Below are 25,632 nucleotides of genomic sequence, written 5' to 3' on the forward strand. Positions count from 1 at the left end.
TAACAGCCCCAACTTTTTATAGTAAACCGTCTACACTTGTATAGGTTTGCGCTGGCCACACACCTACCTGCACTTGCCCTATATGTTGTTTTTGTAATAACAGCATCGCTAAACGAGATTGACCAATACCACCGCCAATTGTCTGTGGAAGCTTACTTTCTAGCAATGCCTTATGCCAGTCAAACTCTAAACGGTCTTCGTCTCCCGTAATACTTAATTGAGTTTGCAATACTTCAGGGCTTACACGAATTCCCATCGATGAGATTTCGAAAGCGTCTTCAAGCACTGGGTTCCATACTAAAATATCACCATTTAATCCCATGTACTGCTCGCATGTCGGGGTTGACCAATCGTCGTAATCTGGCGCTCTCACATCATGAATTTTGCCATCACTCAATGCTCCCCCAATACCAATTAAAAATACAGCGCCATATTCTTGAGTAATCGCCTTTTCACGCTGCTTGGCTGTAAAATCTGGGTACATTTTACGTAATGCTTCACTATGTACAAAAGTAATCTCTGTGGGTAAAAATGGTGTTAAACCAAAGCTGTCACTAACATATTTCTCAGTAGCTTTAATACCTTGGTAAATAGTTTCAACCGTTTGCTTCAAAGTAGATAAAGAACGCTGCGTACTTTCACAAATAACTTGTTCCCAATCCCACTGATCAACATACACAGAATGGATTGGACTTAATGAATCTTCATCAGGTCGCAACGCTTTCATTTGCGTGTAAATTCCTTCACCTTTAGAGAAACCATACTCGCCCAAAGTTTTACGTTTCCACTTTGCTAACGAATGCACGACTTCATAACGGCTATCTGTAATGGCTTTAACATTCACCGCAACAGCGTTCTCGTGTCCACTTAAGTTATCCTGAGTACCGTCACCTACTTTAGCTAAAATAGGTGCCTGTACTTCAATTAAGCCTAACTTTTGCTCTAATTGCTGTGAAAAAAACTGTTTAACTTTACTTATTTGCTGCTGCTGCTGCACATAGTGTGAACTCATAATAATTGGCCTCATTCCCAGTTATTGTATTGTCGACTCAGCGCTTAGTAGCGCTTCAATATGGTTATCGTAACAATTAAACGGTTTAATTCAATAACCCATAACAAAAATAGCTTTAAGATATTAAAATCATTAAAAAAATGGTATAAAAACATTAAATACAACAATACAAAGCAACTAAACCTATGGAAAATTATCAAATCGATAATCTAGACAAACAGATTCTGCATGCATTAATGGATAATGCACGTACACCCTATGCTGAATTAGCAAAGCGTTTCGGTGTCAGTGCAGGAACAATTCATGTGCGGATTGAAAAAATGAAACAAGCGGGGATCATTACAGGTACCCAATTAACCATTAATACCAAACAGCTTGGCTACGATGTATGTTGTTTTATCGGCATTAATTTAAATAATGCCAGAGACTACCCACAAACTCTGATTAAGCTTGAATCATTAGAAGAGGTTGTTGAAGCATATTACACCACCGGTAATTACAGTATTTTTATTAAAGTAATGACTCGCTCGATCGATCATCTACAAGATGTGTTGATCAATAAAATACAAGCAATAGAAGCTATTCAGTCAACCGAAACCCTTATCTCATTACAAAACCCGATTAGCCGAACAGTGGTGCCTTAAGGTGAAAAATCTCGTATAATTTGCCGAAAAAGAGGACTCCCATGCAGAAAACTCGTTATCAAAGAATTGAAAGTGTACTTTCACGTCGTCAAACCGATCTTACCGTGTGTTTAGAAGACGTACATAAACACCATAACTTATCTGCCATAGTCAGAACGGCCGATGCTGTTGGTTGCCATCATGTGCATGCAGTCTGGCCAGAAAAGCAAAAGTGGCTAACCAATAATACCTCAGGTGGCAGTAAGAACTGGTTAGACACACACCTTCACAAAAATATAGATGATGCCGCAGCCAGTATCCGTGCTCATAACCCTGATGTACAAATTTTGGCAACTCATTTAAGTGAAGATGCCGTCGATTTTAGAGAAATTGATTACACTAAACCCACTGCAATTATTGTCGGCCAAGAAAAAACGGGGATCTCAGAAAAAGCGCTCGAATATGCAGATCAAAACATTATTATTCCAATGCAAGGCATGGTGCAATCGTTAAATGTATCCGTTGCAGCAGCATTAATCTTATTCGAAGCACAACGTCAACGTGAGTTAGCTGGGTTATATAATAGAAATATGCTGAGTGAACAAATAAAACACCCAATGTATTTTGAAGGCTGCCACCCAATTATTGCAAGGCAGTGTAAGCAAAAGAACTTACCTTATCCCGCACTTAATGAGCATGGCGAAATCGTTGCGGATGAACAATTTTGGCAGGCATTAAAACATACTTGATGCATATACAGTGTATAAGTACACTTAACTCACTAAATAACAATAATTGAGCCTACTTTGTCTAAACCTAGCTTAAGCCAATACCCAATCACAGAACTTAAAGGCGTAGGCCCTAAAATGGCTGAACGACTTTTAAAGCTAGGCATCACCACAGTGCAAGATATGCTTTTTCATTTACCGCTAAGGTATGAAGACAGAACGCGTATTTATGCTATTAGTGAGCTTACGGCACATAGCCATGTAACGGTTCAAGCAACCATTGAAACAAGCCAAATTACCTTTGGTAAAAGGCGTATGCTGGTTTGCCAAATAAATGATGGGACAGGTAGGTTAACACTACGATTTTTTAATTTTACCGCAGCACAAAAAAACGCATTTAGCGCGGGTAAAATAATTCGCTGTTTTGGCGAAATACGTCGCGGACGTGTTGGCTTTGAAATGAGTCATCCTGAATACAGTATTAGCGACACTTTTGAACAGCAACCAACATCATCAACACTTACGCCAGTCTATTCAACAACCGAGGGGTTAAAGCAACTCTCTATCAGGGCGTTGAGTGAACAGGCAATAGAATTGCTTCAAAAATACGCAGTAGAAGAGCTACTACCTCAACAATGGCAACCATCGCAACTACCGTTAAGTGATGCGTTATTGCTACTGCATCGCCCCCCTAATGATGTTGATATAATTGCGCTTGAACAAGGGACTCACCCAGCACAACAACGGCTCGTTTTTGAAGAGTTGTTGGCTCAAAATCTCAGCCTCTTAAAAGTAAGAGAGCAAGGACAACAAGTTAAAGCTATTGCCCTTGAGCCCACTAATCCATTAGAAGCGCAATTTCTAGCACAATTACCCTTTGCGCCAACCAATGCACAAAGCCGTGTAGTATCAGAAATTAAAACAGACATGCAACACGCTTACCCTATGATGCGACTTGTCCAAGGGGATGTAGGCTCTGGTAAAACATTAGTCGCAGCCCTGAGCGCTTTAACTGCGATAGCACAAGGCTATCAGGTCGCATTAATGGCGCCAACAGAGATATTATCAGAGCAACACGGAATTAACTTTTCCAGCTGGTTTGAAAACCTTGGAATATCGGTTGCTTGGCTAGGCGGTAAAACAAAAGGAAAAGAGCGAGTTAATACCCTTGCAATGATCGCCTCTGGTGAAGCGCAGATGATTGTGGGTACCCATGCTTTATTTCAAGATGAAGTAAAATTTAACAATCTCGTACTTATCATTATTGATGAGCAACATCGATTTGGGGTTCATCAACGTTTATCACTGCGTGAAAAAGGGCGCTTTGGTGATTGTTATCCACATCAACTAGTAATGACAGCAACACCTATACCACGTACGCTTGCGATGACTGCTTATGCAGATTTAGAAACCTCAGTGATCGACGAATTACCACCAGGAAGAACACCAATTACCACTGTTGCCATCCCTGATACCCGCAGAGATGACATCATTAGTCGGGTGAAACTTGCCTGTAATGAACAAGGTCGACAAGTTTACTGGGTATGTACTCTTATAGACGAGTCTGAAGTATTACAATGCCAAGCAGCGGAAGACAGTGCTTTACAATTAAAAGAAGCCTTACCTGAACTTAATATTGGTTTAGTCCATGGGAGAATGAAAGCCACTGAAAAGCAAGCCATTATGAGTGAGTTTAAAACGGGGAACATTCATGTACTTGTCGCAACAACCGTGATCGAGGTCGGTGTTGATGTCCCCAATGCGAGCCTAATTATTATTGAAAACCCAGAGCGCTTAGGTTTAGCACAGCTTCACCAATTACGAGGCCGTGTAGGACGTGGGGCAACCGCATCGCATTGCGTTCTTTTATACCATGCGCCACTTTCTCATACTGCACAGAAGCGATTAGGAGTACTGCGCGATAGTAACGATGGATTTGTTATCGCAGAACGTGATTTAGAAATACGCGGCCCAGGTGAAGTACTTGGAACTAAACAAACAGGTTTAGCCGAATTCAAAATCGCTGATTTAACACGCGATAAACAAACACTCAATCAAGTAAGACCCATCGCACAACAAATGCTTAAGCAATATCCTCAGCATATAGACCCACTTATTCACCGCTGGTTAGGTAATAAATCAAACTACGCACAAGCATAGTCGGTTTTTAAACTTTACTTTTCACTTCATCATCCAGACTTATACCAATTCGCTTAATTAAGCGGTCTATTTTGAGGCAGGAAAAACGGGTTGATAGCTAGGCAAAAAATTCGCTATTTAGTTGTTCTAAATGAGAATTTTTTAACACAGATAGCGACACGTTTAGCCCCGCAAAATGATTGAGTATTATTGCGGATTGGTATTACCCCAAACGGATATATTTTCATAATGCCTTTATCCTCAGGTCTTTTATTGCAAGATGTCGTGGTGTCGTCCACAGCGTTAGAGTAGTCTTTAGGCGCTTATTCTTTTACTTTTACCTGATGCCTTTTACCTTTCACCTACGTTTTTACTTTTCTGCAGACGTAAAAAAGCCCGACTATTTCTAGTCGGGCTTTCTCAATTTGGAGCCTGGTGATGTCGTAGTGCCCACAGCGGTAGAGAGCCATATAGCAAATGTATAGAGTCGGCATTAGGCGCTTATTCTTTTACTTTTACCTGATGCCTTTTACCTTTCACCTCGAACCTGCATTTTCACTTTCCTACAGACGTAAAAAAGCCCGACTATTGCTAGTCGGGCTTTCTTTAATTTGGAGCCTGGTAATGTCCTACTTTCACATAGCAAATGCTACACTATCATCGGCGCTGTTTCGTTTCACTACTGAGTTCGGCATGGGGTCAGGTGGGTCCAAAACGCTATTGTCACCAAGCAAATTTGGTGTAAGGTCGATTTAATCGACCTTACTAAAATTTGGAATCTCTGATAATAAAGTCTTCAAGTAATCTACTTTAGTTATATTAACTTCTTCGCTTAAACTATCACATAAAACGCGTTTGGCGTTGTATGGTTAAGCCTCACGGGTAATTAGTACAAGTTAGCTTAATGGCTCACACCACTTCCACATCTTGCCTATCAACGTTGTAGTCTTCAACGGCCCTTCAGAGACTTTAAAAGTCTAGTGAGAACTCATCTCGAGGCCTGCTTCGCGCTTAGATGCTTTCAGCGCTTATCAGTTCCGAACGTAGCTACCGGGCAATGCCATTGGCATGACAACCCGAACACCAGCGGTTCGTTCACTCCGGTCCTCTCGTACTAGGAGCAACCCCTCTCAATTCTCAAACGCCCACGGCAGATAGGGACCGAACTGTCTCACGACGTTCTAAACCCAGCTCGCGTACCACTTTAAATGGCGAACAGCCATACCCTTGGGACCGACTTCAGCCCCAGGATGTGATGAGCCGACATCGAGGTGCCAAACACCGCCGTCGATATGAACTCTTGGGCGGTATCAGCCTGTTATCCCCGGAGTACCTTTTATCCGTTGAGCGATGGCCCTTCCATTCAGAACCACCGGATCACTATGACCTACTTTCGTACCTGCTCGACGTGTCTGTCTCGCAGTTAAGCTGGCTTCTACCATTACACTAACCGTACGATGTCCGACCGTACTTAGCCAACCTTCGTGCTCCTCCGTTACTCTTTGGGAGGAGACCGCCCCAGTCAAACTACCCACCAGGCACTGTCCGTAACCCCGATTCAGGGGCCAACGTTAGAACATCAAAACTACAAGGGTGGTATTTCAAGGACGACTCCACAAAAACTAGCGTCTCTGCTTCTAAGTCTCCCACCTATCCTACACATGTAGGTTCAATGTTCAGTGCCAAGCTGTAGTAAAGGTTCACGGGGTCTTTCCGTCTAGCCGCGGGTACACAGCATCTTCACTGCGATTTCAATTTCACTGAGTCTCGGGTGGAGACAGCGTGGCCATGGTTACACCATTCGTGCAGGTCGGAACTTACCCGACAAGGAATTTCGCTACCTTAGGACCGTTATAGTTACGGCCGCCGTTTACCGGGGCTTCGATCAAGAGCTTCTCCGAAGATAACCCCATCAATTAACCTTCCGGCACCGGGCAGGTGTCACACCGTATACGTCATCTTGCGATTTTGCACAGTGCTGTGTTTTTAATAAACAGTCCCAGCCACCTGGTCACTGCGGCTCCAATCAGCTTAAAGAGCAAGTCTCATCACCAATCGGAGCGTACCTTCTCCCGAAGTTACGGTACGATTTTGCCTAGTTCCTTCACCCGAGTTCTCTCAAGCGCCTTAGTATTCTCTACCTGACCACCTGTGTCGGTTTGGGGTACGATTCGGTATAATCTGAAGCTTAGAGGCTTTTCCTGGAAGTATGGCATCAGCAACTTCATCACCTTGGTGACTCGTCTCGTGTCTCAGCCTAACAGTAACCCGGATTTACCTAAGTCACTAGCCTACACACTTTCACATGGACTACCATCGCCATGCTTGCTTAGCCTGCTCCGTCCCCCCATCGCAATTATACCAAGTACGGAAATATTAATCCGTTTCCCATCGACTACGCCTTTCGGCCTCGCCTTAGGGGTCGACTTACCCTACCCTGATTAACATGGGATAGGAACCCTTGGTCTTCCGGCGTGCGGGTTTTTCACCCGCATTATCGTTACTCATGTCAGCATTCGCACTTCTGATACGTCCAGCATACCTCCCGGTACACCTTCAACCGCTTACAGAACGCTCCCCTACCACTCAAAATAAATTTTGAATCCGCAGCTTCGGTGCATAGTTTAGCCCCGTTACATCTTCCGCGCAGACCGACTCGACCAGTGAGCTATTACGCTTTCTTTAAAGGATGGCTGCTTCTAAGCCAACCTCCTGGCTGTCTGGGCCTTTCCACATCGTTTCCCACTTAACTATGACTTTGGGACCTTAGCTGGCGGTCTGGGTTGTTTCCCTCTTCACGACGGACGTTAGCACCCGCCGTGTGTCTCCCGGATATTACTTTACGGTATTCGGAGTTTGCAAAGGGTTGGTAAGTCGGGATGACCCCCTAGCCTTAACAGTGCTCTACCCCCGTAAGTATTCGTCCGAGGCTCTACCTAAATAGATTTCGGGGAGAACCAGCTATCTCCCGGTTTGATTAGCCTTTCACTCCTAACCACAGGTCATCCCCTAACTTTTCAACGTTAGTGGGTTCGGTCCTCCAGTTGATGTTACTCAACCTTCAACCTGCCCATGGCTAGATCACCGGGTTTCGGGTCTATACCTTGCAACTATTCGCCCAGTTAAGACTCGGTTTCCCTACGGCTACCCTAATCGGTTAACCTCGCTACAAAATATAAGTCGCTGACCCATTATACAAAAGGTACGCAGTCACCCAACAAGTGGGCTCCTACTGCTTGTACGTACACGGTTTCAGGTTCTATTTCACTCCCCTCACAGGGGTTCTTTTCGCCTTTCCCTCACGGTACTGGTTCACTATCGGTCAGTTGGGAGTATTTAGCCTTAGATGATGGTCCACCTATATTCAGTCAAAGTTTCACGTGCTCCGACCTACTCGATTTCACTTAAAATGCGTTTTCATGTACGGGACTATCACCCTGTATCGTGGCACTTTCCAGAGCCTTCCATTAACACATAATAAGCTTAAGGGCTGTTCCGATTTCGCTCGCCGCTACTATCGGAATCTCGGTTGATTTCTTTTCCTACGGGTACTTAGATGTTTCAGTTCTCCGCGTTCGCCTCGTTAACCTATGTATTCAGTTAACGATACCTGCAAGCAGGTGGGTTTCCCCATTCGGAAATCCTAGTCTCAAGTGCTTTTTACTAGCTTGACTAGGCTTATCGCAAGTTAATACGTCCTTCATCGCCTCCAACTGCCAAGGCATCCACCGTGTACGCTTAGTCACTTAACCATACAACCCAAACGGGTCTTTGTTTTGTGACAGTTTAACTTCGCCAGAAGTTAATATTGAATACTAAAGTAGATACCAATCAACAAACGTAAACGTTTATTAAATGGCACTGAATGATACTGCTATCATTCTTTTTTACTTTTGAAAACTCTGTACAAATACAATGTATTCATACGAATTTTATTATCAGCTTTTCCAAATTTTTAAAGAGCAGAGAATCAAAAACTTCTCAAAATTAAACACACTCTATTCTCAGGTGATTGTGCTACCCGATAAAAGAATATTTATTTTTAAGAAGTAAAGTGGTGGAGCTAAGCAGGATCGAACTGCTGACCTCCTGCGTGCAAGGCAGGCGCTCTCCCAGCTGAGCTATAGCCCCACATATGCTGGTCTTACTGTTTGTATACCGACTTCTTTTTAAGACAAGGCGTAAGTTGAGGCCGTTTAGTTTACTAAACAACGAAGCTTACAACGAAGTATTAAGAAGAAGTGGTGGGTCTGAGTAGATTTGAACTACCGACCTCACCCTTATCAGGGGTGCGCTCTAACCAGCTGAGCTACAGACCCAAACAATAAGTGTTGTTCTCTTTACAATTAACAATCATCTGTGTGGACACTACGAACAAATAAGTTCTAAATCGTATAAGGAGGTGATCCAGCCCCAGGTTCCCCTAGGGCTACCTTGTTACGACTTCACCCCAGTCATGAATCACTCCGTGGTAAACGTCCTCCCGAGGGTTAGACTATCTACTTCTGGAGCAACCCACTCCCATGGTGTGACGGGCGGTGTGTACAAGGCCCGGGAACGTATTCACCGCGTCATTCTGATACGCGATTACTAGCGATTCCGACTTCATGGAGTCGAGTTGCAGACTCCAATCCGGACTACGACGCACTTTAAGTGATTCGCTTACTCTCGCGAGTTCGCAGCACTCTGTATGCGCCATTGTAGCACGTGTGTAGCCCTACACGTAAGGGCCATGATGACTTGACGTCGTCCCCACCTTCCTCCGGTTTATCACCGGCAGTCTCCTTAGAGTTCTCAGCATTACCTGCTAGCAACTAAGGATAGGGGTTGCGCTCGTTGCGGGACTTAACCCAACATCTCACAACACGAGCTGACGACAGCCATGCAGCACCTGTATCAGAGTTCCCGAAGGCACCAAACTATCTCTAGTAAGTTCTCTGTATGTCAAGTGTAGGTAAGGTTCTTCGCGTTGCATCGAATTAAACCACATGCTCCACCGCTTGTGCGGGCCCCCGTCAATTCATTTGAGTTTTAACCTTGCGGCCGTACTCCCCAGGCGGTCTACTTAATGCGTTAGCTTTGAAAAACAGAACCGAGGTTCCGAGCTTCTAGTAGACATCGTTTACGGCGTGGACTACCAGGGTATCTAATCCTGTTTGCTCCCCACGCTTTCGTACATGAGCGTCAGTGTTGACCCAGGTGGCTGCCTTCGCCATCGGTATTCCTTCAGATCTCTACGCATTTCACCGCTACACCTGAAATTCTACCACCCTCTATCACACTCTAGTTTGCCAGTTCGAAATGCAGTTCCCAGGTTGAGCCCGGGGCTTTCACATCTCGCTTAACAAACCGCCTGCGTACGCTTTACGCCCAGTAATTCCGATTAACGCTCGCACCCTCCGTATTACCGCGGCTGCTGGCACGGAGTTAGCCGGTGCTTCTTCTGTCAGTAACGTCACAGCTAGCAGGTATTAACTACTAACCTTTCCTCCTGACTGAAAGTGCTTTACAACCCGAAGGCCTTCTTCACACACGCGGCATGGCTGCATCAGGCTTGCGCCCATTGTGCAATATTCCCCACTGCTGCCTCCCGTAGGAGTCTGGGCCGTGTCTCAGTCCCAGTGTGGCTGATCATCCTCTCAAACCAGCTAGGGATCGTCGCCTTGGTGAGCCATTACCTCACCAACTAGCTAATCCCACTTGGGCCAATCTAAAGGCGAGAGCCGAAGCCCCCTTTGGTCCGTAGACATTATGCGGTATTAGCAGTCGTTTCCAACTGTTGTCCCCCACCTCAAGGCATGTTCCCAAGCATTACTCACCCGTCCGCCGCTCGTCATCTTCTAGCAAGCTAGAAATGTTACCGCTCGACTTGCATGTGTTAGGCCTGCCGCCAGCGTTCAATCTGAGCCATGATCAAACTCTTCAATTAAAAAGTTTTATGTCTTTCGACAGCTCAATGAATTCTGAATTTATTTAATATCTTTCGATATTGAATTGACTGTGCAGAATAATTACCTAAGTAACTATTCTGTTGGTCACTCAGTTTAAATTGAGACTCTAAATTTGTTTGCCTCACTACCTAAGTAGCTTGGCTGTTAGAACTCAATCTGTACGAGTGCCCACACAGATGATTGCTTTATATTGTTAAAGAACGTTGCGACGTTGTCGCTAGGGATGCGTATAATACATCCTTTATCTTTCGAGTCAACACTTAATTTTAAACTTTCTTGCGATGATTTAAACTTAAGTTTTACTTAACTCTCTGAGTAGCTCATGCCTCGCTATGCGTTGGCGTTCCCCGTCTCAGTGGGGTCGCATTATAGGGAGATCCGAAAACAGATCAACCTTTTTTTTAGATCTTTTTACCGTTTGCTCAAGTTTCAAACAAACGAGGCTAAAATAGTACTGAAACGCCTTACTATCGGTTGTTTTTTACACTCTTATTAACTATTTGCTATAAATTTCATTGCTATGTTCAATTAAGACGTTAAGATAGCAAGTTCACAATGTTAAATTAATGTTTATTTCCTGTTTATTGGTAGATCAAAAATGAAATTACCCGATCAAAAATCTTTTATCTTCGCAGTTATTCTTGCTGTTGTTGGTTTTGTTATCGTTAAGTTTGCGCTTGCAAGCCTAGCATTAGACCCTGCACTTCTATTCGGTGCCGGTTTATTAATTGGTGGACTTGTTATTGCTGCAATGTCATCAGTAAGTACAGAAGAAGCCGAAGTAAAAACAAAAACACTTTATGTTGGCAATCTTCCTTATCGTGCAAATGAAGGTGTAGTTCGTACTTTATTTGAAGAGCAAGGCAAAGTATTTAACGTTCGTTTGTTAAAAGATAAGAATACTGGCAAGCGTCGCGGTTTTGGCTTTGTTGAAATGGCACAAGCAGATGCTGATAATGCAATTGCTAAGCTAAACGATAGTGAGTTCCAACAACGTACTTTGAAAGTACGTGAAGCAAAACAAAAACAAGAAGATGATTCTAACTCTTATCGTTCAGAGTCGGATCAAACAGTGTAACTTGCTTAACCGCTAGTTTATCACTACATACATCAGCCGTTGCATAATAGTGCAGCGGCTTTTTTATGCCTGCTTGATTATCACTTAATTTGAGTAAAGAACTAACTCGCTTAGCAATGGCCGCACCAGAGTCTAATAACTGTACTTGCGTATTAAAGTAATCACTGATTGGTTTAGCTAAAATAGGAAAGTGAGTACAGCCTAATACCAGTACATCGATATCTTTATTAATATTTAATCGGTCTAACTCAGTGTGCAACTTATCGATATCTAAGTGCTGGGTAAAAAAGAGAGTCTCTGCCAAAGTAACCAGTTCAACACTACTATATAAACTTGTGGTTATCGATGAGGCATGTTCTTTTATAAGTGCATCAGTATACGGGCTTGATACCGTTGCGGGAGTTGCCAATAAACCTATATGCTTTGATTGCGTTAATTGCGCTGCGGGTTTAATTGCAGGTACTACCCCAACAATAGGAATATCGGTAATTTGACGTACCGAACTTAACGCTGATGTTGAGGCGGTATTGCAGGCTATAACAATTAAGTCGACATTTAGTGACTCATCTTCAATAAATTGAATCAATCCACATAGGCGATGAATGATGGTTTGTTGCGACTGTGCGCCATATGGCAATAATGCATTATCCATAAAATAGCTGTATTGAGCATGAGGAATGCTTTGCTGAATATGCTCAAGCACGGTGGTTCCACCTATACCTGAATCAAATACCATGATGTGCGCTGACAAACTACCATTCCTACTCTTTACTAAGAACGGCAGTTTGCCATGTGGCTTTTGTAAAAGAAAGTAGTTTTACTCAGTGCCTAGCTTTGCAGTAGCGGCGTTTAATTTATCTAAGTTTTCAAACATGGTGTTAGTGTAATCAACCAGTTTATCTATTTCTTGTTGATCTTGATTTAGCCATTGAATGATACCTGATAGCTGACTTTCTAATCCTAGGGTTTGCGCTTTAGAGTAAGCCGATTTTAGATCATCATTAAAAGGGGCAACAGTTTCGGCAATGGCTTTTTCTGATGCTGGCTTAATTTGTTCATACTCTTTAATGGCAGCAACGGTTTTGCTTTGACGTAAGTCCATTGAGAATGCCACCAGCTGTTCATTCCCTAAACTGAGTTCTTGGGCTTGTTCAAATGCTTTATCTAAATCGCCACTGAAAAAGGTTTTACTGACATCTTGTAACTCTGCCATTAAATCATTTATGGCTTGCTGCTCGTCTTCATTAAGCTCACCGTTTACTGACATCAAGAAAGAGAGCTCACGGGATTCAGAAAATTGCGTACTAAATGATTGTGAATCATCTGTTTTTTGATAGCGACTAGATGATTGCGATTGGTAAGCATCTGCAAAGCTAATACTCACCTCATCACCTTCTGCTGTGGTAAATGTATAATCAGCACTATTGCTTAAACTTACATATTGCGCCTGGCTAACAGTAACGCTTGCAGGTTGTGGGTTAAATAAGTTCTGCTCAAATTTATCGAGGCCACTAAAAATACCCTCTTTTGATTTATCAATACCCTCTTCAAGGTCTTGATTGAATACCCCCATGCCTTTTAGTTCATCCACAGCCTCATCAACACCCGTCTGCACTCCTTTACGTGCCTGGCTAAGTATATCTTGTAGTTTCTCATCATTAGCACCATTGGCTTTGGCTTTATTTACCGAGCTTGTTACAAAGTCTAAAACATTTTTAACGACTTCATTAAAATCAAACAGTGGTTTGTCCTTTTTGGTTTCAGCGACCGGCAAACCTAGTTCTTTTGCCATTTTGTCACCTAATACGGCAGCAGCCAGTTCTTTTCCTCGTTGCTGATAACTAGTTAGTGGCGAGTCTATTTTAGGCTGTGGCATTGCTTGATTAGTATTGTATTTATTAGCATTACTGTTTGGAACAAAACTAAAGTTACCTATTTTCATGAGAAGACTCCTATTTAGACTTACTCTTATATCGGCCAAGTAAGCCTATACTGTAGTAAAATGCTCAAAAAAAGCTCACTATATTTGATCAAAACTAGACAAATACGCTTCGCTCCCTACAATAGCGCCGATAAACAGATCTCAACGATAAGGTTATACCGTTAATGGCAGTTATAAATATAGATACCACGCAGTACGATGCACAATTAAATGAAAAAGAGCAGCGTATTACAGAGCAATTTCAACGTTTCGGTGTAAAACAGTTAGAAGTATTTAGCTCTGAGCCCATTAACTACCGCCAACGTGCAGAATTTAGAGTATGGCACGATGGTGACGATCTGTTTCATATTATGTTTGATCAACAAACAAAAGATAAAATACGTGTTGATACCTTTGACCCTGCAGCTCCTTTAGTAGGTGAAATTATGCAGGTGATGATTGATAATTTAAAAGGCTGCGAAGTACTACGTCGTAAATTATTTCAAATAGATTATTTATCAACCCTCAGTGGTGAAATTTTAGTGAGCTTGCTATATCACAAGCCACTTGATGAACACTGGTTAACTGAGATCAATGCCTTAAAGGAAAAGCTAAGTAGCCAGTACAAAATTGACTTTATTGGCCGTGCACGTAAGCAAAAAGAAAAATTGGGCGATGACTTTGTTACTGAGCGCTTAATGGTGAATGGCCAAGAGCTAATCTATCAACAGGTAGAAAATAGCTTTACTCAGCCTAATGCGAAGGTGAATATTAAAATGTTAGAGTGGGCACAAGAGTTATGTAAACCACTAAACAATGATTTACTAGAGCTGTATTGTGGTAATGGAAACTTTTCTATTGCACTTGCTGGTTCATTTAATAAAGTGCTGGCGACGGAAATATCAAAATCGTCGGTGCATTCAGCGCAATATAATATTGCTCAAAACCAAGTAACTAACTTAGATATTATTCGCATGTCGAGCGAAGAGTTTACTCAGGCAATGAAAGGCGAGCGTACTTTCTCTCGCTTAGATGGCATTGACTTGAGTAGTTACAACTGCCAAACCATCTTAGTCGACCCGCCTAGAGCAGGCATGGACACGCTTACGTGTGACTTAGTGGCTAATTATGAAAATATTATTTATATCTCATGTAACCCAGACACATTAGAGCGTGACCTTGAACACTTAACGCAAACCCATGAGGTTAAGCGCTTTGCAATATTTGATCAGTTCCCTTACACACACCATATTGAATCTGGTGTATTTTTACAGAAAAAATAAAATCTAATACTATAATACCAGCGCCTTGATAAGTGCTGGTATTTGCTCTTCACTAAATACTTTAACTTGATTCTTTACCAATAACTTAGCGGTCAGCCCCATGCCTTTTACTTTCACCCCACTATGGCTTCCATCATAAATTGTATTACGGCCACACGAAGGACTAGACTCTTTTAGTAAAGCAAAGCGAATATTATGCTTATTACAAAGGGCTAATGCTTTATTAGCGCCAGCTTCAAATGCACTTGTTACATCCTCAGCAGTATTTGTAATAACTCGATTTTGCTTTATCTCAGCGGGCGCTCTAGGCACGAGTAAACCACCAGCAATCTCAGGACAAAATACAATTAATCTATTTTGCTTTTGCCACAAATTAAGTTGAGGGTGCAATATTGTTTGTCCTTTACCATCATAACGAACTGGCAAACCTAACAAACAACTTGAGATTAAAATTTTTTCCATAATGAATTTTCTTCTCCAAATAAAAAAGCTCCTTTCGGAGCTTTTTTATTTCACTAAACTACTTATTTATTTGCTAAGTAGTTAATAAGTGCGCTTACATCTTCTGGCGATGAAATGCCTGACTCGCCACCTAAGTTAAGCTTGTATTTACCATTAACGATAAACGTAGGAACGCCACGAAGTGCTCCTTTGCCTTTAAAGTAATCTTGGTCGCGTTTCATTTTAGAGCTAAGTGTACGTACCGAGAAGCTTTCAAATAATTTATCAAACTTGTCGCCATCTACGCCTTGCGCTAAAAATACATCTTTTACATCTGCCAACTCATTAAATCGTGCACGCTTTGCATGGATATGATCAAACATCGCTGAAATAATTTTATCTTTTTGAGGTAGTACTTCAGCTGTAGCTAATGCTTGGCTGATCATGGTTTGATGTTCTGGGTCACGTACACCCACAAAATCTACATGGCTTTTCTTAAACTTTACGTTTTTATCTAGCTTAGGTTTGATCTCGGCCAGCAGTGGTTCCATGTTATTACATGCAGGACAGTAAAAAGAGAAAAACTCTTTTACTTCTGGTTTTCTGGTTGCACGATCAGAGACGACATCGTAATGCACGCCCTCTTCGTAAGTGGCAGCAAAACTGGTTGCAGCTAAAGGGAGTAATACAGCAAGTAACCCTGCTTTAACTAATTTGATCATTATTGTGGTGCTCCAAAAATTATAGTTTTAGTAAAAAGCTAATTAACTCATCAAGTTCTTGTTGGCTCTTGATTGTATTAATATTGATTTTGTATTTGTCATTTACGATAAATGTAGGCACGCCAGTTAATGCACCAAGTTCAGAATATTTATTCTGTTTATCTTGCATGGCACGTTCAGCTGCTATGATAGGCAAACTGGCGATGTCGTTATCAAATGTCGTGTTATCAATTGCATTAAGCTCTAATAACTTTTTAACGTCTTTAATTTCAGTTAATGGCGCACGTTGTATATGAATGCTTTTAAAAATTTGCGCTGTTACCGCTTCAGCTTGACCGTGTTTCTTTGCGATTAAGTAAGCAAAGCTTAAATTACTTTGGGCTTGTGGTGAAACGCCTCCCAAAAAGTTGACATGATTTTTTACAAATTCAGCCCCTTCAGGTAAGTTTTCTGCAATCCCTTTGGCTACCGGCTCAAATTTAAAACAATGTGGGCAATAGAAAGAGAAAAACTCGGTTACATTCGGGGTTTTACTTTTTTCAACATCAATTACAGTGTATTGATTACCCGCTTCAAAGTTAGCAGCTAATGCTGCAAAAGGTAAACATAGGATCAGTAAACTTAGTTTTAATTTTTTAAGCATGAATATCTCGTTATACTTCTTTTTAAATAAAAATATTATGGCAATAATTTTAACGGGGCTTCTTGCAAAGCTGCAAACTGCTCTTTAAGCGCTAAAATTTGTTGCTCCCAGTATTTGTCATCTGCAAACCATGAAAAGTTCCGTACAAAAGCAGGATCACTCCAACGTTTTGCAACCCACCCCATGTAATGAATCATACGCATAGCCCGAAGCGGTTCGATCAGCTTAAGTTGTGAGTGATCAAAATCGCAAAACTCTTCATATGCATTCACTAAAGTGTCTAACTGTAACAGCTGTGTTTGTCGATCGCCACTGAGCATCATCCATAAATCTTGAATTGCAGGACCTTGACGGCTATCGTCTAAATCAACAAACATTAATGCATCTCCTGCCCATAGGATATTACCAGCATGGCAGTCACCATGTAAGCGAATGCCTTCTACATTTTTATATTGCTGTTGAGTTTGAGCAATGACTAAATCTAAAATAGTGTAAAAGGAAGTCTCTAATCCCATAGGGACTAACTTACTTTTTTGTAAATGAACTTTAGCTGTATCTAAATATTCATCACAGGTAACGGTCGGTCTTTGGGTAAAGGGTTTCGTTTTGGCTACTTGATGCATACGACCGATTAAACGCCCGAGCACATCGAGTTGATCTAAATTGTCCACCTCAAATAAACGCCCGCCTACACTTGGGAACAAAGTAAACAAATACCCTTGATGTTCAAACAAGCTTTGCCCATTGTGTTTTATTGGCGCCACCACCGGTACTTCAGCGGCGGCTAGTTCAAAAGCAAAGTCATGCTCTTCTTGAATTTGCGCTTTGCTCCAGCGCTCAGGGCGATAAAACTTAACGACGTAACGCTTTGCACCCTCGGCTACAAATTGATATACCCGATTCTCGTAGCTATTTAGCGCTAACAACCCTGACTCAGCATAAATATCCACGCTTTCTATGGCATCCAAAATAAGATCTGGAGTTAAGTCAATAAAGCTAAATTTACTCATATACTTCTTATATAAAAGAAAAGCGGGAATATCCCGCTTTTTTGTTAATAACAGTGCTCGTTTGCCTTTAATAAAGCGACTTATCGTGCCTTAAAAAAGTTGCTTGGCTGCGATATTTTATTATCGGGCTCGTTTATTGGCGACAACACAAAGTTAAACTCGGTCATTGGCGCTTTTAAATCATAAGGATCCATTACCAGTGATAGCGGTACATTATGCGATTCACCAGCGTTTACTGTAAAGGTAGTATCACCTAAGTATTTATAATTATCTAACCCTGTTACATCAATAGAGAATGTTTGCTCGTATTGTGCTTTGTTAATTACTTTTAAGGTGTAGGTGTTTTCAACTAAACCATTAAAATCGACACGATACAACTGATTACGGTCGCGAATAATATCAAAGTCCATGGTTTTACGCATGGCGATATTAGCAACCAGCGCACCGGTAAGTAAGATTAAAATAACACTGTAACCAATCAGCTTTGGACGCAGCGGATGGGTTTTATTCTCCGGTGTTTCTAAATTACGCTCGGTGGTGTAAGAGATAAGGCCTCGAGGGTAATTCATTTTATCCATTACGCCGTCACAGGCATCAATACAAGCGCCACAGTTTATGCACTCATATTGCAAACCATTACGAATATCAATCCCGGTTGGGCAAACCTGCACACACAAGTTACAGTCAATACAGTCACCTAAACCTAACTCTTTAGGGTCTTGTTTACGAGAACGTGGCCCTCGGTTTTCACCACGAGTTTCATCATAGCTTACAGTAAAGGTGTCTTTATCAAACATTGCTGACTGAAAACGTGAATACGGGCATATATGTAAACACATAATTTCTCGCATCCACCCAGCGTTACCATAAGTACAAATAGTAAATACAATGATACTAACTAAGGCATAACCGCCTACATTAAAGGTAACAAATTCAGGCAGTAGTTCGCGAATAGGCGTGAAGTAACCAACAAACGTTAACGCAGTATATAAAGAAAATAATACCCAACTAGTGTGCTTAGCTGTTTTACGCCAGAACTTGTCAAAATCCATCGGCCGTTGATCTAACTTTTTACGTTGGTTAGCGCTGCCCTCAAACTTTTCTTCAAACCAAATAAAAATGAAGGTCCATACTGTTTGCGGACATGTATAGCCACACCACACTCGACCATAAAAAGTGGTAACCAGAAATAAGGCAAACGCTGCTAGCATAAATATAAATGCAAGAATGGTGAAATCTTGTGGCCACAGGGTTAAGCCAAAAATATTAAATTTTTGCTCCATTAGCTCAAATAAAACAGCTTGTTGACCGTTAAAGTTGATCCATGGCAATAACATAAACGCCAGCATGCCTAAAAAGCCAATACGTTGTCTTAGTAATTGATGGAGTCCTGAAACAGCACGCACATAAATACGGTTGCGTGGGTTAAATCTATCTTCTTGACGGCTCAGATCGGGTTTTTGGATCTTAACCTCTGTTGGTATGTTTTTTACTTTAATTTGCTTATCCATTGAAGTTCCTCAACGCCGCTAGGAAATAAAAATTCAGCAATCTTTTTGTACTTTTCGCCTAAGTGTAGCAACTTACATGCTAAACATAATACGCTTTAGGTCGCACTTGTATACTTTCAGATATTTCAGAAATATCTAATTACTCCTCTTATTATACGCATATTGGCTAAAATTACTGACTAGATTGCTAATAATTTATTCAACTTGTGACTTGCTTTTAAGGTGTATTTTATTACACTTGCCGGCTACTAACGTGTTGTTTGGATCAAGGTTTGTGTATTTATGAAGAAATTTTTTATACTAGTGGTTGTGATCCTAGCATTTTTTACCATTGATCACCCCTTGGTAAAAGAGCCTCGTGAGCGCTTACTCGGTGATGGTATAGGCTTGTTAAGCAGCACAACTAAAGTCGATCGTTTTCCTGTCGCAACCATGACAAGAAACAAAATTAATAAACAGTTAGCACTTTCAAGATCCGAAGAAGACTATATTGATAAAACCTTTACCAATGATGAGTCAGTAAAGTTGTTTGAACTACGCTATTGTCGTCAAGGCGATCTAAACCTTTACTTTTATTCAGAACGTTTAACAACGGTATGTCGCATTATCAAAGAGTCATTAGCGCAAGCGAGAGTGAAATAATGGATTTTTCTGGATTAAATAAAAAAGCAAGTAACTCATTTCACAAGCACCGCACTATGCTTAAGCAGTTGGCACAAGGTAAAACACTTAAATGTGAGCATTGCCAGGGTGTATTAACGTTAAATTTAGCCACCAGCGAACCTGGTAAGGGAGTAATACAGTGCAAACAAGGTTGCACTGATATTGAATTAGAGATTGGCGCTTAAGGCTTTACCTACTTATTCATCCCACCCTTCATCGGTATACAAACCACTATTAAGCGCGACAATTTCTATAAGTTCAGCAAAACCTAACGCAAAGTCGCCCATTAATTCATACTGCTGCGCACACAAATGTAATTCATCGATATTATTTTGCTGTGCAATCTTTGCAATCGTTGGTTTATCTAATGCAAAAAAGCTAAGAGTCGCCTGTGCACTTTCAAGCGCTTGCTTGTATTGAATATCTAGTTGCTCACTCTGGAGTAACTTATGAGTATACGTTTGGCTTGCAGTTAAAAAACCTGCAGACCACTGCTGACAAAACTCACGGTCAAACTCAGCGGGTAACTTATAACCAAGTTCAAATACTTGTTCACTTACTTGATGATGTAATGCCATAAACAAAAACAACATGTCTTCATCAAGGTCATTGGCGGTATTAGGTAGAATTTGCTCTAACCATTGATGTACTTCTAATGGCTCAGGTGAACAAATAGTGCCAAATAAATAACCTTGGCTTTGAATAAGGCTCATAGCGCCGGGCTGGGTAGTTAAAAACTCGCTGAGCAGTTTGGCGTGCTGCTCAGTAAACTGAGGTATTTGCATTAAAACTCTTTTTTATAAAATATTAAAATTTAAGTGGATACCGACCTTGGTTATCTGGTCTACCTAAAAACTTCACCGCGTCATGAACTTCTTTCGGTAAAGTGAGATCAGGTTTAACATATCCCGCTACTTTAAAATCAAAATTGGCTTTTAGTGTAGCATCAGCCTCTAACCCTAATCTATTATTTGGCTCAATAAGTATGGCTACATCGCCCGACTTACAACTTAACTTACCGCTTAAATCGCCTATATTAAACCAGCCAGTTAGCCCTTGCACATCAATATCAGGGCTGGCTATTTCACCTTGTAATGATTGGCAATAAGGAGCGCCTGAAACGTATTCATCGAGCTCTAAAATAACGCGTCCTTTAGCAGTAACCGGTAACGGTAAATCAATGCGCTGCATAGCGCGCTCAACCGTTGAACGCACTACAGTATCAGTTATTCTAAGTTCATCATTTGTGAGAGAATAACTAATATCTGCATACCCAGAAATGTCATCACGTTCGCGAGGATTACCAAAACGTAAGTTAGTATTTACTTGAGCTTTAAAGATTGACCAGCCTGATATATCCCAACGTACATTGTTCAACTGTTCACCTTGAAAGCGAAGCTGCATTATTTGACCTTGCCATAGCGTACCAAAAGTTTGCCCTACCTCTAACTGCGCAGGTAAGTAAGGTTTAGCAAAATTTAAAGCCACTGCAGCGGGCAATTTAATAACGCTAAAAACAAGAAAGCTAATTACAAAAACGATGGATAAAATTATTATTTTTTTCATTAACTACTTCTCTAATACTAAACGGCTAACGCGTACATAACCGGATTTATCATTTTGGCTTAAATCTAAATTTTCTACGCTTAAACCATGCTGATTAACCAGCTCGTCAATCCATTGGATTAATTGATTAAACTCCACTGAGTCGAGTGTTAAACGAAGTGAATTATCATTTGGCTGCATTTTACTAATATTAATGCTGTAACGACCGCGCGTATTATTCACTATTTGGCTGAGGTTTTGATTGCTCACCGCTTGCGCTTTACCTGCTGCTTTAAGTTTAACGATACTGTCGTCTACCCATGCTAGCAATTCTTGTTGTTTTATTTGTGATTGTTGCGCATTTTCTATTGCCGTATTTAAGGGTCTAAATATACCCATTACCAAAACAAAAATAATAAATACACCACCCGCAACCATTATTAACTGCTGCTCTTGTTCTTTTAATGAACCCCAATATTTCATGAACTGCTGTTTCATTGTGCACCTCGCAGTCTAATTTCGCCGACGATATAATCACCATCATTATTTAACGACCCCTGCTCAACAGTCACACCTTGCTGCTCAAGAATGGCTTTAACCTTACCAAAGGTTTGAAAGTCTTTTGCACGAGCACGAATACGTAATTCATTACGGCGCTTATCAAAACGTAAGGTTTGCGGTGTAAATTCGCTCACTTGTGAAAATACACTCACCAGCTTGCTGGTTAAATCTAAAAAGCCAGCATCGCTCGTACCTTGCACTTTATCCAGTGCTCCCTGTATTTGATTTTTAATTAAGTGAGGGCGCACCCGCGTGCCTGGAAAGGCTTTTTGAAATCGCTCTACTACTTGTGATTTAGCTACCTCAAGCTGCGAATTAAGCTGATGTAATTCAACCGCTTTAATAGCCACACTCGATAGCAAAGCAATAACACTAATTATGGTGGCACTTTTCCAGTAACCCCACCATAAAGCCGTTTTCTTTTTAATCGTGTAAGGCCCTTGACGCAAATTAAATTTAAGCTGATCTAACTGCTTAGCAAATAATGCTAACGGCAGCTCATAATCACTGGTTTGCGGATGCAAGGTAAGCGTTTCAGGAAATTGCTCTGCAGGGCTGTAATGTTTTATATCAGGGTTACCTAAAGCCGTTAGATATTCCTTTAACCAGCTGCTTTCAACCGCACCGATATGCCAGTCACCTTTTTTAAATAGCCATTGCTTGTTGAGCTCAATTGCCGCTACACAAGGCTCTTCTGCACTGGGCAATAACAAGCCATCCGGCACTATTTTATGAGCAGTGAGCTGGTGTTGCTCAAACACCTCTAACCAGTGCTCAAACCAATCGCGATTCATTAGCGCAACCCTAATTGCATGCTGCGCTTCAACCATTGTCGGCTCCCCTAGCGCTATATAGATATCGTCTATATCACAGGCAATATCCTCTTCGAGCATATAAGGCAGTGCTTGCTCTAGCTTACGGTTCCATTTAGTTGGCAGTATCACCGTTTTTAATTGCACTTGGTCACATGGTAAAAGTACCACGAGCTCTCGGGTTGATGCTTTTTCAGTTAGTTCACTTAACTGGCTGGCATTTTGTAACTCGCCACTGGCTATTATTTCTTGTTCTTGTGGTGAGTATATTAACCAGTTAAGCAAGTCTTGTTCGGTTTGACCCGTGCGGATCAACAGTATCTCTGTCACTGTACGCCTCCAAATTTTCGCGCCAGTATCGTTACCTCGCCATTGCTGGCATACAGTAATGTGGTCATCGAAAAACGCAAATCAACAAATTTTGCCTGCGTTTGTAATTTAAAATATTCACTTTTTAAACTAAAAAGCTTTTCTACTGCTTTGATATTTTTGCCGCCTTGTTGTTTAACAGACTCAAAAAACTCTTCAATATTATCAAAGCCATTTTCAGGTCGCGCTGCAATTACCGCTTGAGCACCCGAAACACTCAGTTCGTCTATTAGGCCACTGAGCAATAAAGCTTGCTCTTCAGTGACTGTATTAACATTAATTGAAAGTAACGTACTACCTGGGATCACACAGACAAAAGGCAGCACTTTTTCCATAACCAAAGGATTAAACCCTTTAATTAAACGCAGTTCAGACACCGATGCAAATAAGCTATTAGCCGTCATATATGGAAACTGACGAGATAAATACTCCCCCTCTTCGGCACCAGAGCGATAGGTTATACTGTTCTCATCAAGCCAATCAAACACACTGTCGGCCATCCCTTCTTCTGATTCATCACTGGGTAAATCATCTATATTTTCTAAAATAGCAAACAACGCTTTATGTGCTGGGTTAGTTTTATTACCGCTATTTGGGTCTGGCTCAACCCCAAGCGCGTTTAAATTTAAACACGCTTGTAAATCAGTCAACTGGCCGCTTAAAGTGCCGTTCTCAACAGGGTACTTTACATCGCCTTGCTTTGCCCAGGGCTGCGCTAATGTGGTTTTTTCAGGATCGTCTTTTTTACTTTGAATTAAACCTTTAATTGCTAGCTCTTCAGCACCATAGGCATACCATTTCGCTTGTTGCTGACTTTGTAAATTGGTACTTCTTTGTACTTGCACCATTAAATTAGCACTCATTTCAACGGCTAAAATAGCTGCAAGCGCTACAATAAATAACACAATAACCAAAGCCGCGCCGCGCGAAGATTGTTGGTTCATCAAGGCGTACCCCGGCCATTAGGTTGCGACGGGTTAGTCCCCTCAGTTACTGGTTTAGGTAGCTCTTTACCGAGTCCTGGCACTAAAAACACACGCCTGATAGGCTCCGCATCCATTTGCTTTATAGTTACCGCAACGGCTTTAGGTAATGCCTTAATTTGCCAGTCTTCTTGCCACTTACCGCTACCATCTAAAAACTCAAATTTAAGCTCTTCGACTGCGGCTAAAATAACTTGGCTACGAGGCTCCATATTATCGAGTTGATCGACATAAATGCGATATACGCGTTCTAACTTGTCATCAATGACGCGATAACCAACAGCTTGTAACTCTGAGCGAGGGAGTAAGTTAATGGGATTCATCCAACCATCACGTACAAAGGCAATACCATCAAGCTGGCTTTCTAAAATGTAGCGTCCAGCAAGTAAGTATCCCTCTTGAAAATCTCCAGCTTCATTACGCACTTGGCGTTTAGTCATTTGGCTAAAGTCTTGATCCATTAGCCTGAAGGCTGTTTGTAACCCATTTAGTTCAGCAATTTTTTCATCTGATGCTTGTTTAGCTCGCGTTGTGGTATCAAGTATTTGGTGGGTGGCCATAATCACAAACGCCAACACACCTAGTGCCACCATCACTTCTAATAATGTAAAACCGCGCTGCTTCACTTAAAGCTTACCTTTATTTAAGTAAGTGCTTAACTCATAAATTGAATTTTCGTACTTATCATCCGTAAACACATTAATAGTGACTTTTACAAAGCTCTTGTCGGCAGTGGGCACAACATCTTGGCGCCAAAACCATTCAATACCCGCCATCATCTCACTGCCGCGGGTACCATTTTTACCTTGCCATTTTTCGCCTTTCGTTCGTTGTTCTACCAATACATTCTCAGCGACCCATGAGCCATACGTTTGTTCTTCAATACTTGATAAGTGATGAATATGCTCACCGGTTGCTTGCATTGCCGCAATACCCGCCATGGCACAAATACTCAGTGCAACTAAGACTTCTAATAATGTAAACCCGTGGTATTTTTTCATTATTGGGGCTCTCGACGAAAATCGACTGGGGCTGCAAATTTACCTTCAATAAAGTACACCGGCTCTGGCTGATCTTTTAATTCAAGCATGAGCTGAAACGCACTTACATCGGCAGAGGATAAAATAAGCACTTGCGGTACTTTTAACTTTTTAAGCTCTAATAAACTGTCTTCATTGTTACCACTCATTAGCTCACGCCAATTTGACTGCTCTAGTAAGTTATCTTGTGCCCAAGGTAGGTCTTCAAGATTAAGTGTTAATTTAAATTGGGGTTCGATCTCAATTGGCTTAAATAAAGCTTCACGATCAAAGCTAATCCATTTTTCGCCATCAAACACTAAAAATTCAAGCGTATTTTGCTCAACTAAAAGGCCTAATTCTATTTGATTAAGCACCGCAAATTCCGATGCGGCATTAATGGTGGTATGCAGCCTATTTGCTTGCTTGTCTAACGCTTCTTCAGCGCCGCCATCTAAGCTGTATACCACCATTTTGGTGGCAAAGGCGATGATCACCAATACCACTAAAATTTCTATTAAACTAAAACCATAATGCTTTGCACTCAGGTGCTTAGGGCTTACCTGCATGGCAAGCCCCAATGTATTATGTTTAAGTGCATGGTAAAGTTATTGGTCA

Annotated in this window: 23 protein-coding genes, 2 tRNA genes and 3 rRNA genes; 7 read left to right on the forward strand and 21 right to left on the reverse strand. The window is 41.4% G+C overall.

The features are described 5' to 3' along the window. Positions 1-16 precede the first annotated feature (16 nt). A complete protein-coding gene (asnA, locus tag ABZP26_RS15040; protein ID WP_013466066.1) occupies positions 17-1,012 on the reverse strand; it encodes an aspartate--ammonia ligase in 996 nt (331 codons plus the stop codon). A gap of 185 nt (positions 1,013-1,197) precedes the next feature. Here asnA and asnC point away from each other — a divergent pair, with 185 nt between their 5' ends. The 3 genes from asnC to recG are packed head-to-tail and all read left to right on the forward strand — an operon-like array spanning position 1,198 to position 4,523. Then, complete coding sequence (asnC, locus tag ABZP26_RS15045) at positions 1,198-1,656, forward strand: transcriptional regulator AsnC (RefSeq protein WP_013466068.1); 459 nt, start codon at positions 1,198-1,200, stop codon at positions 1,654-1,656. 41 nt (positions 1,657-1,697) lie between these two features. Beyond that, a complete protein-coding gene (gene trmH / locus ABZP26_RS15050; RefSeq protein ID WP_368485129.1) occupies positions 1,698-2,384 on the forward strand; it encodes a tRNA (guanosine(18)-2'-O)-methyltransferase TrmH in 687 nt (228 codons plus the stop codon). 57 nt (positions 2,385-2,441) lie between these two features. Further along, on the forward strand, positions 2,442-4,523 hold the full coding sequence (gene recG, locus ABZP26_RS15055) for an ATP-dependent DNA helicase RecG (protein WP_024601821.1): 2,082 nt from the start codon (positions 2,442-2,444) through the stop codon (positions 4,521-4,523). A 595-nt stretch (positions 4,524-5,118) separates the two neighbouring features. Here the strand turns inward: recG and rrf are convergent. The 5 genes from rrf to ABZP26_RS15080 all read right to left on the reverse strand — a co-directional run bounded on the left by rrf (position 5,119) and on the right by ABZP26_RS15080 (position 10,431). Further along, positions 5,119-5,233 (reverse strand): 5S ribosomal RNA (gene rrf, locus ABZP26_RS15060). Between the two features lie 134 nt (positions 5,234-5,367). Beyond that, positions 5,368-8,254: ribosomal RNA gene (locus ABZP26_RS15065) — 23S ribosomal RNA — on the reverse strand. Between the two features lie 303 nt (positions 8,255-8,557). Continuing rightward, positions 8,558-8,633, reverse strand: a tRNA-Ala gene (locus ABZP26_RS15070). Positions 8,634-8,744: 111 nt separating this feature from the next. Further along, positions 8,745-8,821, reverse strand: a tRNA-Ile gene (locus ABZP26_RS15075). A gap of 76 nt (positions 8,822-8,897) precedes the next feature. Further along, positions 8,898-10,431 (reverse strand): 16S ribosomal RNA (locus ABZP26_RS15080). The 16S, 23S and 5S rRNA genes sit together here with 2 tRNA genes alongside, the layout of an rRNA operon. A gap of 620 nt (positions 10,432-11,051) precedes the next feature. On the opposite strand from ABZP26_RS15080, the gene ABZP26_RS15085 reads away from it, so the two are divergent. Beyond that, the gene (locus ABZP26_RS15085) at positions 11,052-11,531 is read left to right on the forward strand and encodes an RNA-binding protein (RefSeq protein WP_013464268.1); all 480 of its coding nucleotides are present in this window, start codon (positions 11,052-11,054) and stop codon (positions 11,529-11,531) included. Here the strand turns inward: ABZP26_RS15085 and murI are convergent. After that, positions 11,494-12,282: a glutamate racemase gene (gene murI, locus ABZP26_RS15090; protein WP_013464267.1), complete on the reverse strand. Its 789-nt coding sequence runs from the start codon at positions 12,280-12,282 to the stop codon at positions 11,494-11,496. The genes ABZP26_RS15085 and murI overlap by 38 nt on opposite strands. Before the next feature lie 66 nt (positions 12,283-12,348). After that, complete coding sequence (locus ABZP26_RS15095) at positions 12,349-13,473, reverse strand: DUF5610 domain-containing protein (RefSeq protein ID WP_033103639.1); 1,125 nt, start codon at positions 13,471-13,473, stop codon at positions 12,349-12,351. A gap of 164 nt (positions 13,474-13,637) precedes the next feature. On the opposite strand from ABZP26_RS15095, the gene trmA reads away from it, so the two are divergent. Continuing rightward, entirely contained in the window at positions 13,638-14,735 is a 1,098-nt protein-coding gene (gene trmA / locus ABZP26_RS15100) for a tRNA (uridine(54)-C5)-methyltransferase TrmA (RefSeq protein WP_013464265.1), read from the forward strand. Positions 14,736-14,744: 9 nt separating this feature from the next. On the opposite strand, the gene ABZP26_RS15105 is transcribed toward trmA, so the two are convergent. The 5 genes from ABZP26_RS15105 to ccoG all read right to left on the reverse strand — a co-directional run bounded on the left by ABZP26_RS15105 (position 14,745) and on the right by ccoG (position 19,062). Continuing rightward, positions 14,745-15,197, reverse strand: a complete 453-nt coding sequence (locus tag ABZP26_RS15105) for a DUF523 domain-containing protein (protein WP_008113397.1) — start codon at positions 15,195-15,197, stop codon at positions 14,745-14,747. 62 nt (positions 15,198-15,259) lie between these two features. Further along, positions 15,260-15,898, reverse strand: a complete 639-nt coding sequence (locus ABZP26_RS15110) for a thiol:disulfide interchange protein DsbA/DsbL (protein ID WP_008113400.1) — start codon at positions 15,896-15,898, stop codon at positions 15,260-15,262. Positions 15,899-15,917: 19 nt separating this feature from the next. Next, positions 15,918-16,541 carry a thiol:disulfide interchange protein DsbA/DsbL gene (locus ABZP26_RS15115; protein ID WP_013464264.1) on the reverse strand — a complete coding sequence of 208 codons (624 nt, stop codon included), beginning with the start codon at positions 16,539-16,541 and terminating at the stop codon, positions 15,918-15,920. 35 nt (positions 16,542-16,576) lie between these two features. Beyond that, positions 16,577-17,551 (reverse strand): serine/threonine protein kinase, encoded by a 975-nt coding sequence (locus ABZP26_RS15120; protein WP_013464263.1) that lies wholly within the window; start codon positions 17,549-17,551, stop codon positions 16,577-16,579. Positions 17,552-17,631: 80 nt separating this feature from the next. Then, entirely contained in the window at positions 17,632-19,062 is a 1,431-nt protein-coding gene (gene ccoG / locus ABZP26_RS15125) for a cytochrome c oxidase accessory protein CcoG (RefSeq protein WP_013464262.1), read from the reverse strand. 282 nt (positions 19,063-19,344) lie between these two features. Between ccoG and ABZP26_RS15130 the strand changes: the two genes are divergently transcribed. Both ABZP26_RS15130 and ABZP26_RS15135 read left to right on the forward strand, forming a co-directional pair. Continuing rightward, positions 19,345-19,704, forward strand: coding sequence for a hypothetical protein (locus ABZP26_RS15130; protein ID WP_013464261.1), 360 nt, complete (start codon positions 19,345-19,347; stop codon positions 19,702-19,704). Next, positions 19,704-19,910, forward strand: coding sequence for a hypothetical protein (locus ABZP26_RS15135; RefSeq protein ID WP_013464260.1), 207 nt, complete (start codon positions 19,704-19,706; stop codon positions 19,908-19,910). Before ABZP26_RS15130 ends, ABZP26_RS15135 begins: the two co-directional genes overlap by 1 nt. A 12-nt stretch (positions 19,911-19,922) precedes the next feature. On the opposite strand, the gene ABZP26_RS15140 is transcribed toward ABZP26_RS15135, so the two are convergent. Genes ABZP26_RS15140 through ABZP26_RS15175 form a run of 8 tightly spaced genes read right to left on the reverse strand, consistent with a single transcriptional unit; the run spans position 19,923 to position 25,583 of the window. Then, positions 19,923-20,510, reverse strand: a complete 588-nt coding sequence (locus ABZP26_RS15140) for a UPF0149 family protein (RefSeq protein ID WP_013464259.1) — start codon at positions 20,508-20,510, stop codon at positions 19,923-19,925. A 22-nt stretch (positions 20,511-20,532) separates the two neighbouring features. Further along, a complete protein-coding gene (locus ABZP26_RS15145; RefSeq protein WP_013464258.1) occupies positions 20,533-21,291 on the reverse strand; it encodes a type II secretion system protein N in 759 nt (252 codons plus the stop codon). A 3-nt stretch (positions 21,292-21,294) separates the two neighbouring features. After that, entirely contained in the window at positions 21,295-21,768 is a 474-nt protein-coding gene (gspM, locus tag ABZP26_RS15150; protein ID WP_368485130.1) for a type II secretion system protein GspM, read from the reverse strand. Beyond that, on the reverse strand, positions 21,765-22,973 hold the full coding sequence (gene gspL, locus ABZP26_RS15155; RefSeq protein WP_013464256.1) for a type II secretion system protein GspL: 1,209 nt from the start codon (positions 22,971-22,973) through the stop codon (positions 21,765-21,767). The genes gspM and gspL overlap by 4 nt, the downstream gene beginning before the upstream one ends. Beyond that, on the reverse strand, positions 22,970-23,956 hold the full coding sequence (gspK, locus tag ABZP26_RS15160; RefSeq protein ID WP_013464255.1) for a type II secretion system minor pseudopilin GspK: 987 nt from the start codon (positions 23,954-23,956) through the stop codon (positions 22,970-22,972). Before gspK ends, gspL begins: the two co-directional genes overlap by 4 nt. Further along, positions 23,956-24,621, reverse strand: coding sequence for a type II secretion system minor pseudopilin GspJ (gene gspJ / locus ABZP26_RS15165; RefSeq protein ID WP_013464254.1), 666 nt, complete (start codon positions 24,619-24,621; stop codon positions 23,956-23,958). The genes gspK and gspJ overlap by 1 nt, the downstream gene beginning before the upstream one ends. After that, positions 24,622-24,996 carry a type II secretion system minor pseudopilin GspI gene (gene gspI / locus ABZP26_RS15170; RefSeq protein WP_013464253.1) on the reverse strand — a complete coding sequence of 125 codons (375 nt, stop codon included), beginning with the start codon at positions 24,994-24,996 and terminating at the stop codon, positions 24,622-24,624. Beyond that, positions 24,996-25,583, reverse strand: a complete 588-nt coding sequence (locus tag ABZP26_RS15175) for a prepilin-type N-terminal cleavage/methylation domain-containing protein (protein ID WP_013464252.1) — start codon at positions 25,581-25,583, stop codon at positions 24,996-24,998. The genes gspI and ABZP26_RS15175 overlap by 1 nt, the downstream gene beginning before the upstream one ends. Positions 25,584-25,632: the final 49 nt, after the last annotated feature.

This window comes from Pseudoalteromonas sp. SD03 (assembly GCF_040937955.1).
In the GTDB taxonomy this organism is placed as follows: Bacteria; Pseudomonadota; Gammaproteobacteria; order Enterobacterales; family Alteromonadaceae; genus Pseudoalteromonas; species Pseudoalteromonas tetraodonis.

Bases quoted from the DNA above. Each gene is read 5' to 3' on its own strand.
- asnA (WP_013466066.1), bottom strand. From the start codon at position 1,012: ATGAGTTCACACTATGTGCAGCAGCAGCAGCAAATAAGTAAAGTTAAA.
- asnC (WP_013466068.1), top strand. From the start codon at position 1,198: ATGGAAAATTATCAAATCGATAATCTAGACAAACAGATTCTGCATGCA.
- trmH (WP_368485129.1), top strand. From the start codon at position 1,698: ATGCAGAAAACTCGTTATCAAAGAATTGAAAGTGTACTTTCACGTCGT.
- ABZP26_RS15085 (WP_013464268.1), top strand. From the start codon at position 11,052: ATGAAATTACCCGATCAAAAATCTTTTATCTTCGCAGTTATTCTTGCT.
- ABZP26_RS15095 (WP_033103639.1), bottom strand. From the start codon at position 13,473: ATGAAAATAGGTAACTTTAGTTTTGTTCCAAACAGTAATGCTAATAAA.
- trmA (WP_013464265.1), top strand. From the start codon at position 13,638: ATGGCAGTTATAAATATAGATACCACGCAGTACGATGCACAATTAAAT.
- ABZP26_RS15105 (WP_008113397.1), bottom strand. From the start codon at position 15,197: ATGGAAAAAATTTTAATCTCAAGTTGTTTGTTAGGTTTGCCAGTTCGT.
- ABZP26_RS15110 (WP_008113400.1), bottom strand. From the start codon at position 15,898: ATGATCAAATTAGTTAAAGCAGGGTTACTTGCTGTATTACTCCCTTTA.
- ABZP26_RS15115 (WP_013464264.1), bottom strand. From the start codon at position 16,541: ATGCTTAAAAAATTAAAACTAAGTTTACTGATCCTATGTTTACCTTTT.
- ABZP26_RS15120 (WP_013464263.1), bottom strand. From the start codon at position 17,551: ATGAGTAAATTTAGCTTTATTGACTTAACTCCAGATCTTATTTTGGAT.
- ccoG (WP_013464262.1), bottom strand. From the start codon at position 19,062: ATGGATAAGCAAATTAAAGTAAAAAACATACCAACAGAGGTTAAGATC.
- ABZP26_RS15130 (WP_013464261.1), top strand. From the start codon at position 19,345: ATGAAGAAATTTTTTATACTAGTGGTTGTGATCCTAGCATTTTTTACC.
- ABZP26_RS15135 (WP_013464260.1), top strand. From the start codon at position 19,704: ATGGATTTTTCTGGATTAAATAAAAAAGCAAGTAACTCATTTCACAAG.
- ABZP26_RS15140 (WP_013464259.1), bottom strand. From the start codon at position 20,510: ATGCAAATACCTCAGTTTACTGAGCAGCACGCCAAACTGCTCAGCGAG.
- ABZP26_RS15145 (WP_013464258.1), bottom strand. From the start codon at position 21,291: ATGAAAAAAATAATAATTTTATCCATCGTTTTTGTAATTAGCTTTCTT.
- gspM (WP_368485130.1), bottom strand. From the start codon at position 21,768: ATGAAACAGCAGTTCATGAAATATTGGGGTTCATTAAAAGAACAAGAG.
- gspK (WP_013464255.1), bottom strand. From the start codon at position 23,956: ATGAACCAACAATCTTCGCGCGGCGCGGCTTTGGTTATTGTGTTATTT.
- gspI (WP_013464253.1), bottom strand. From the start codon at position 24,996: ATGAAAAAATACCACGGGTTTACATTATTAGAAGTCTTAGTTGCACTG.
- ABZP26_RS15175 (WP_013464252.1), bottom strand. From the start codon at position 25,583: ATGCAGGTAAGCCCTAAGCACCTGAGTGCAAAGCATTATGGTTTTAGT.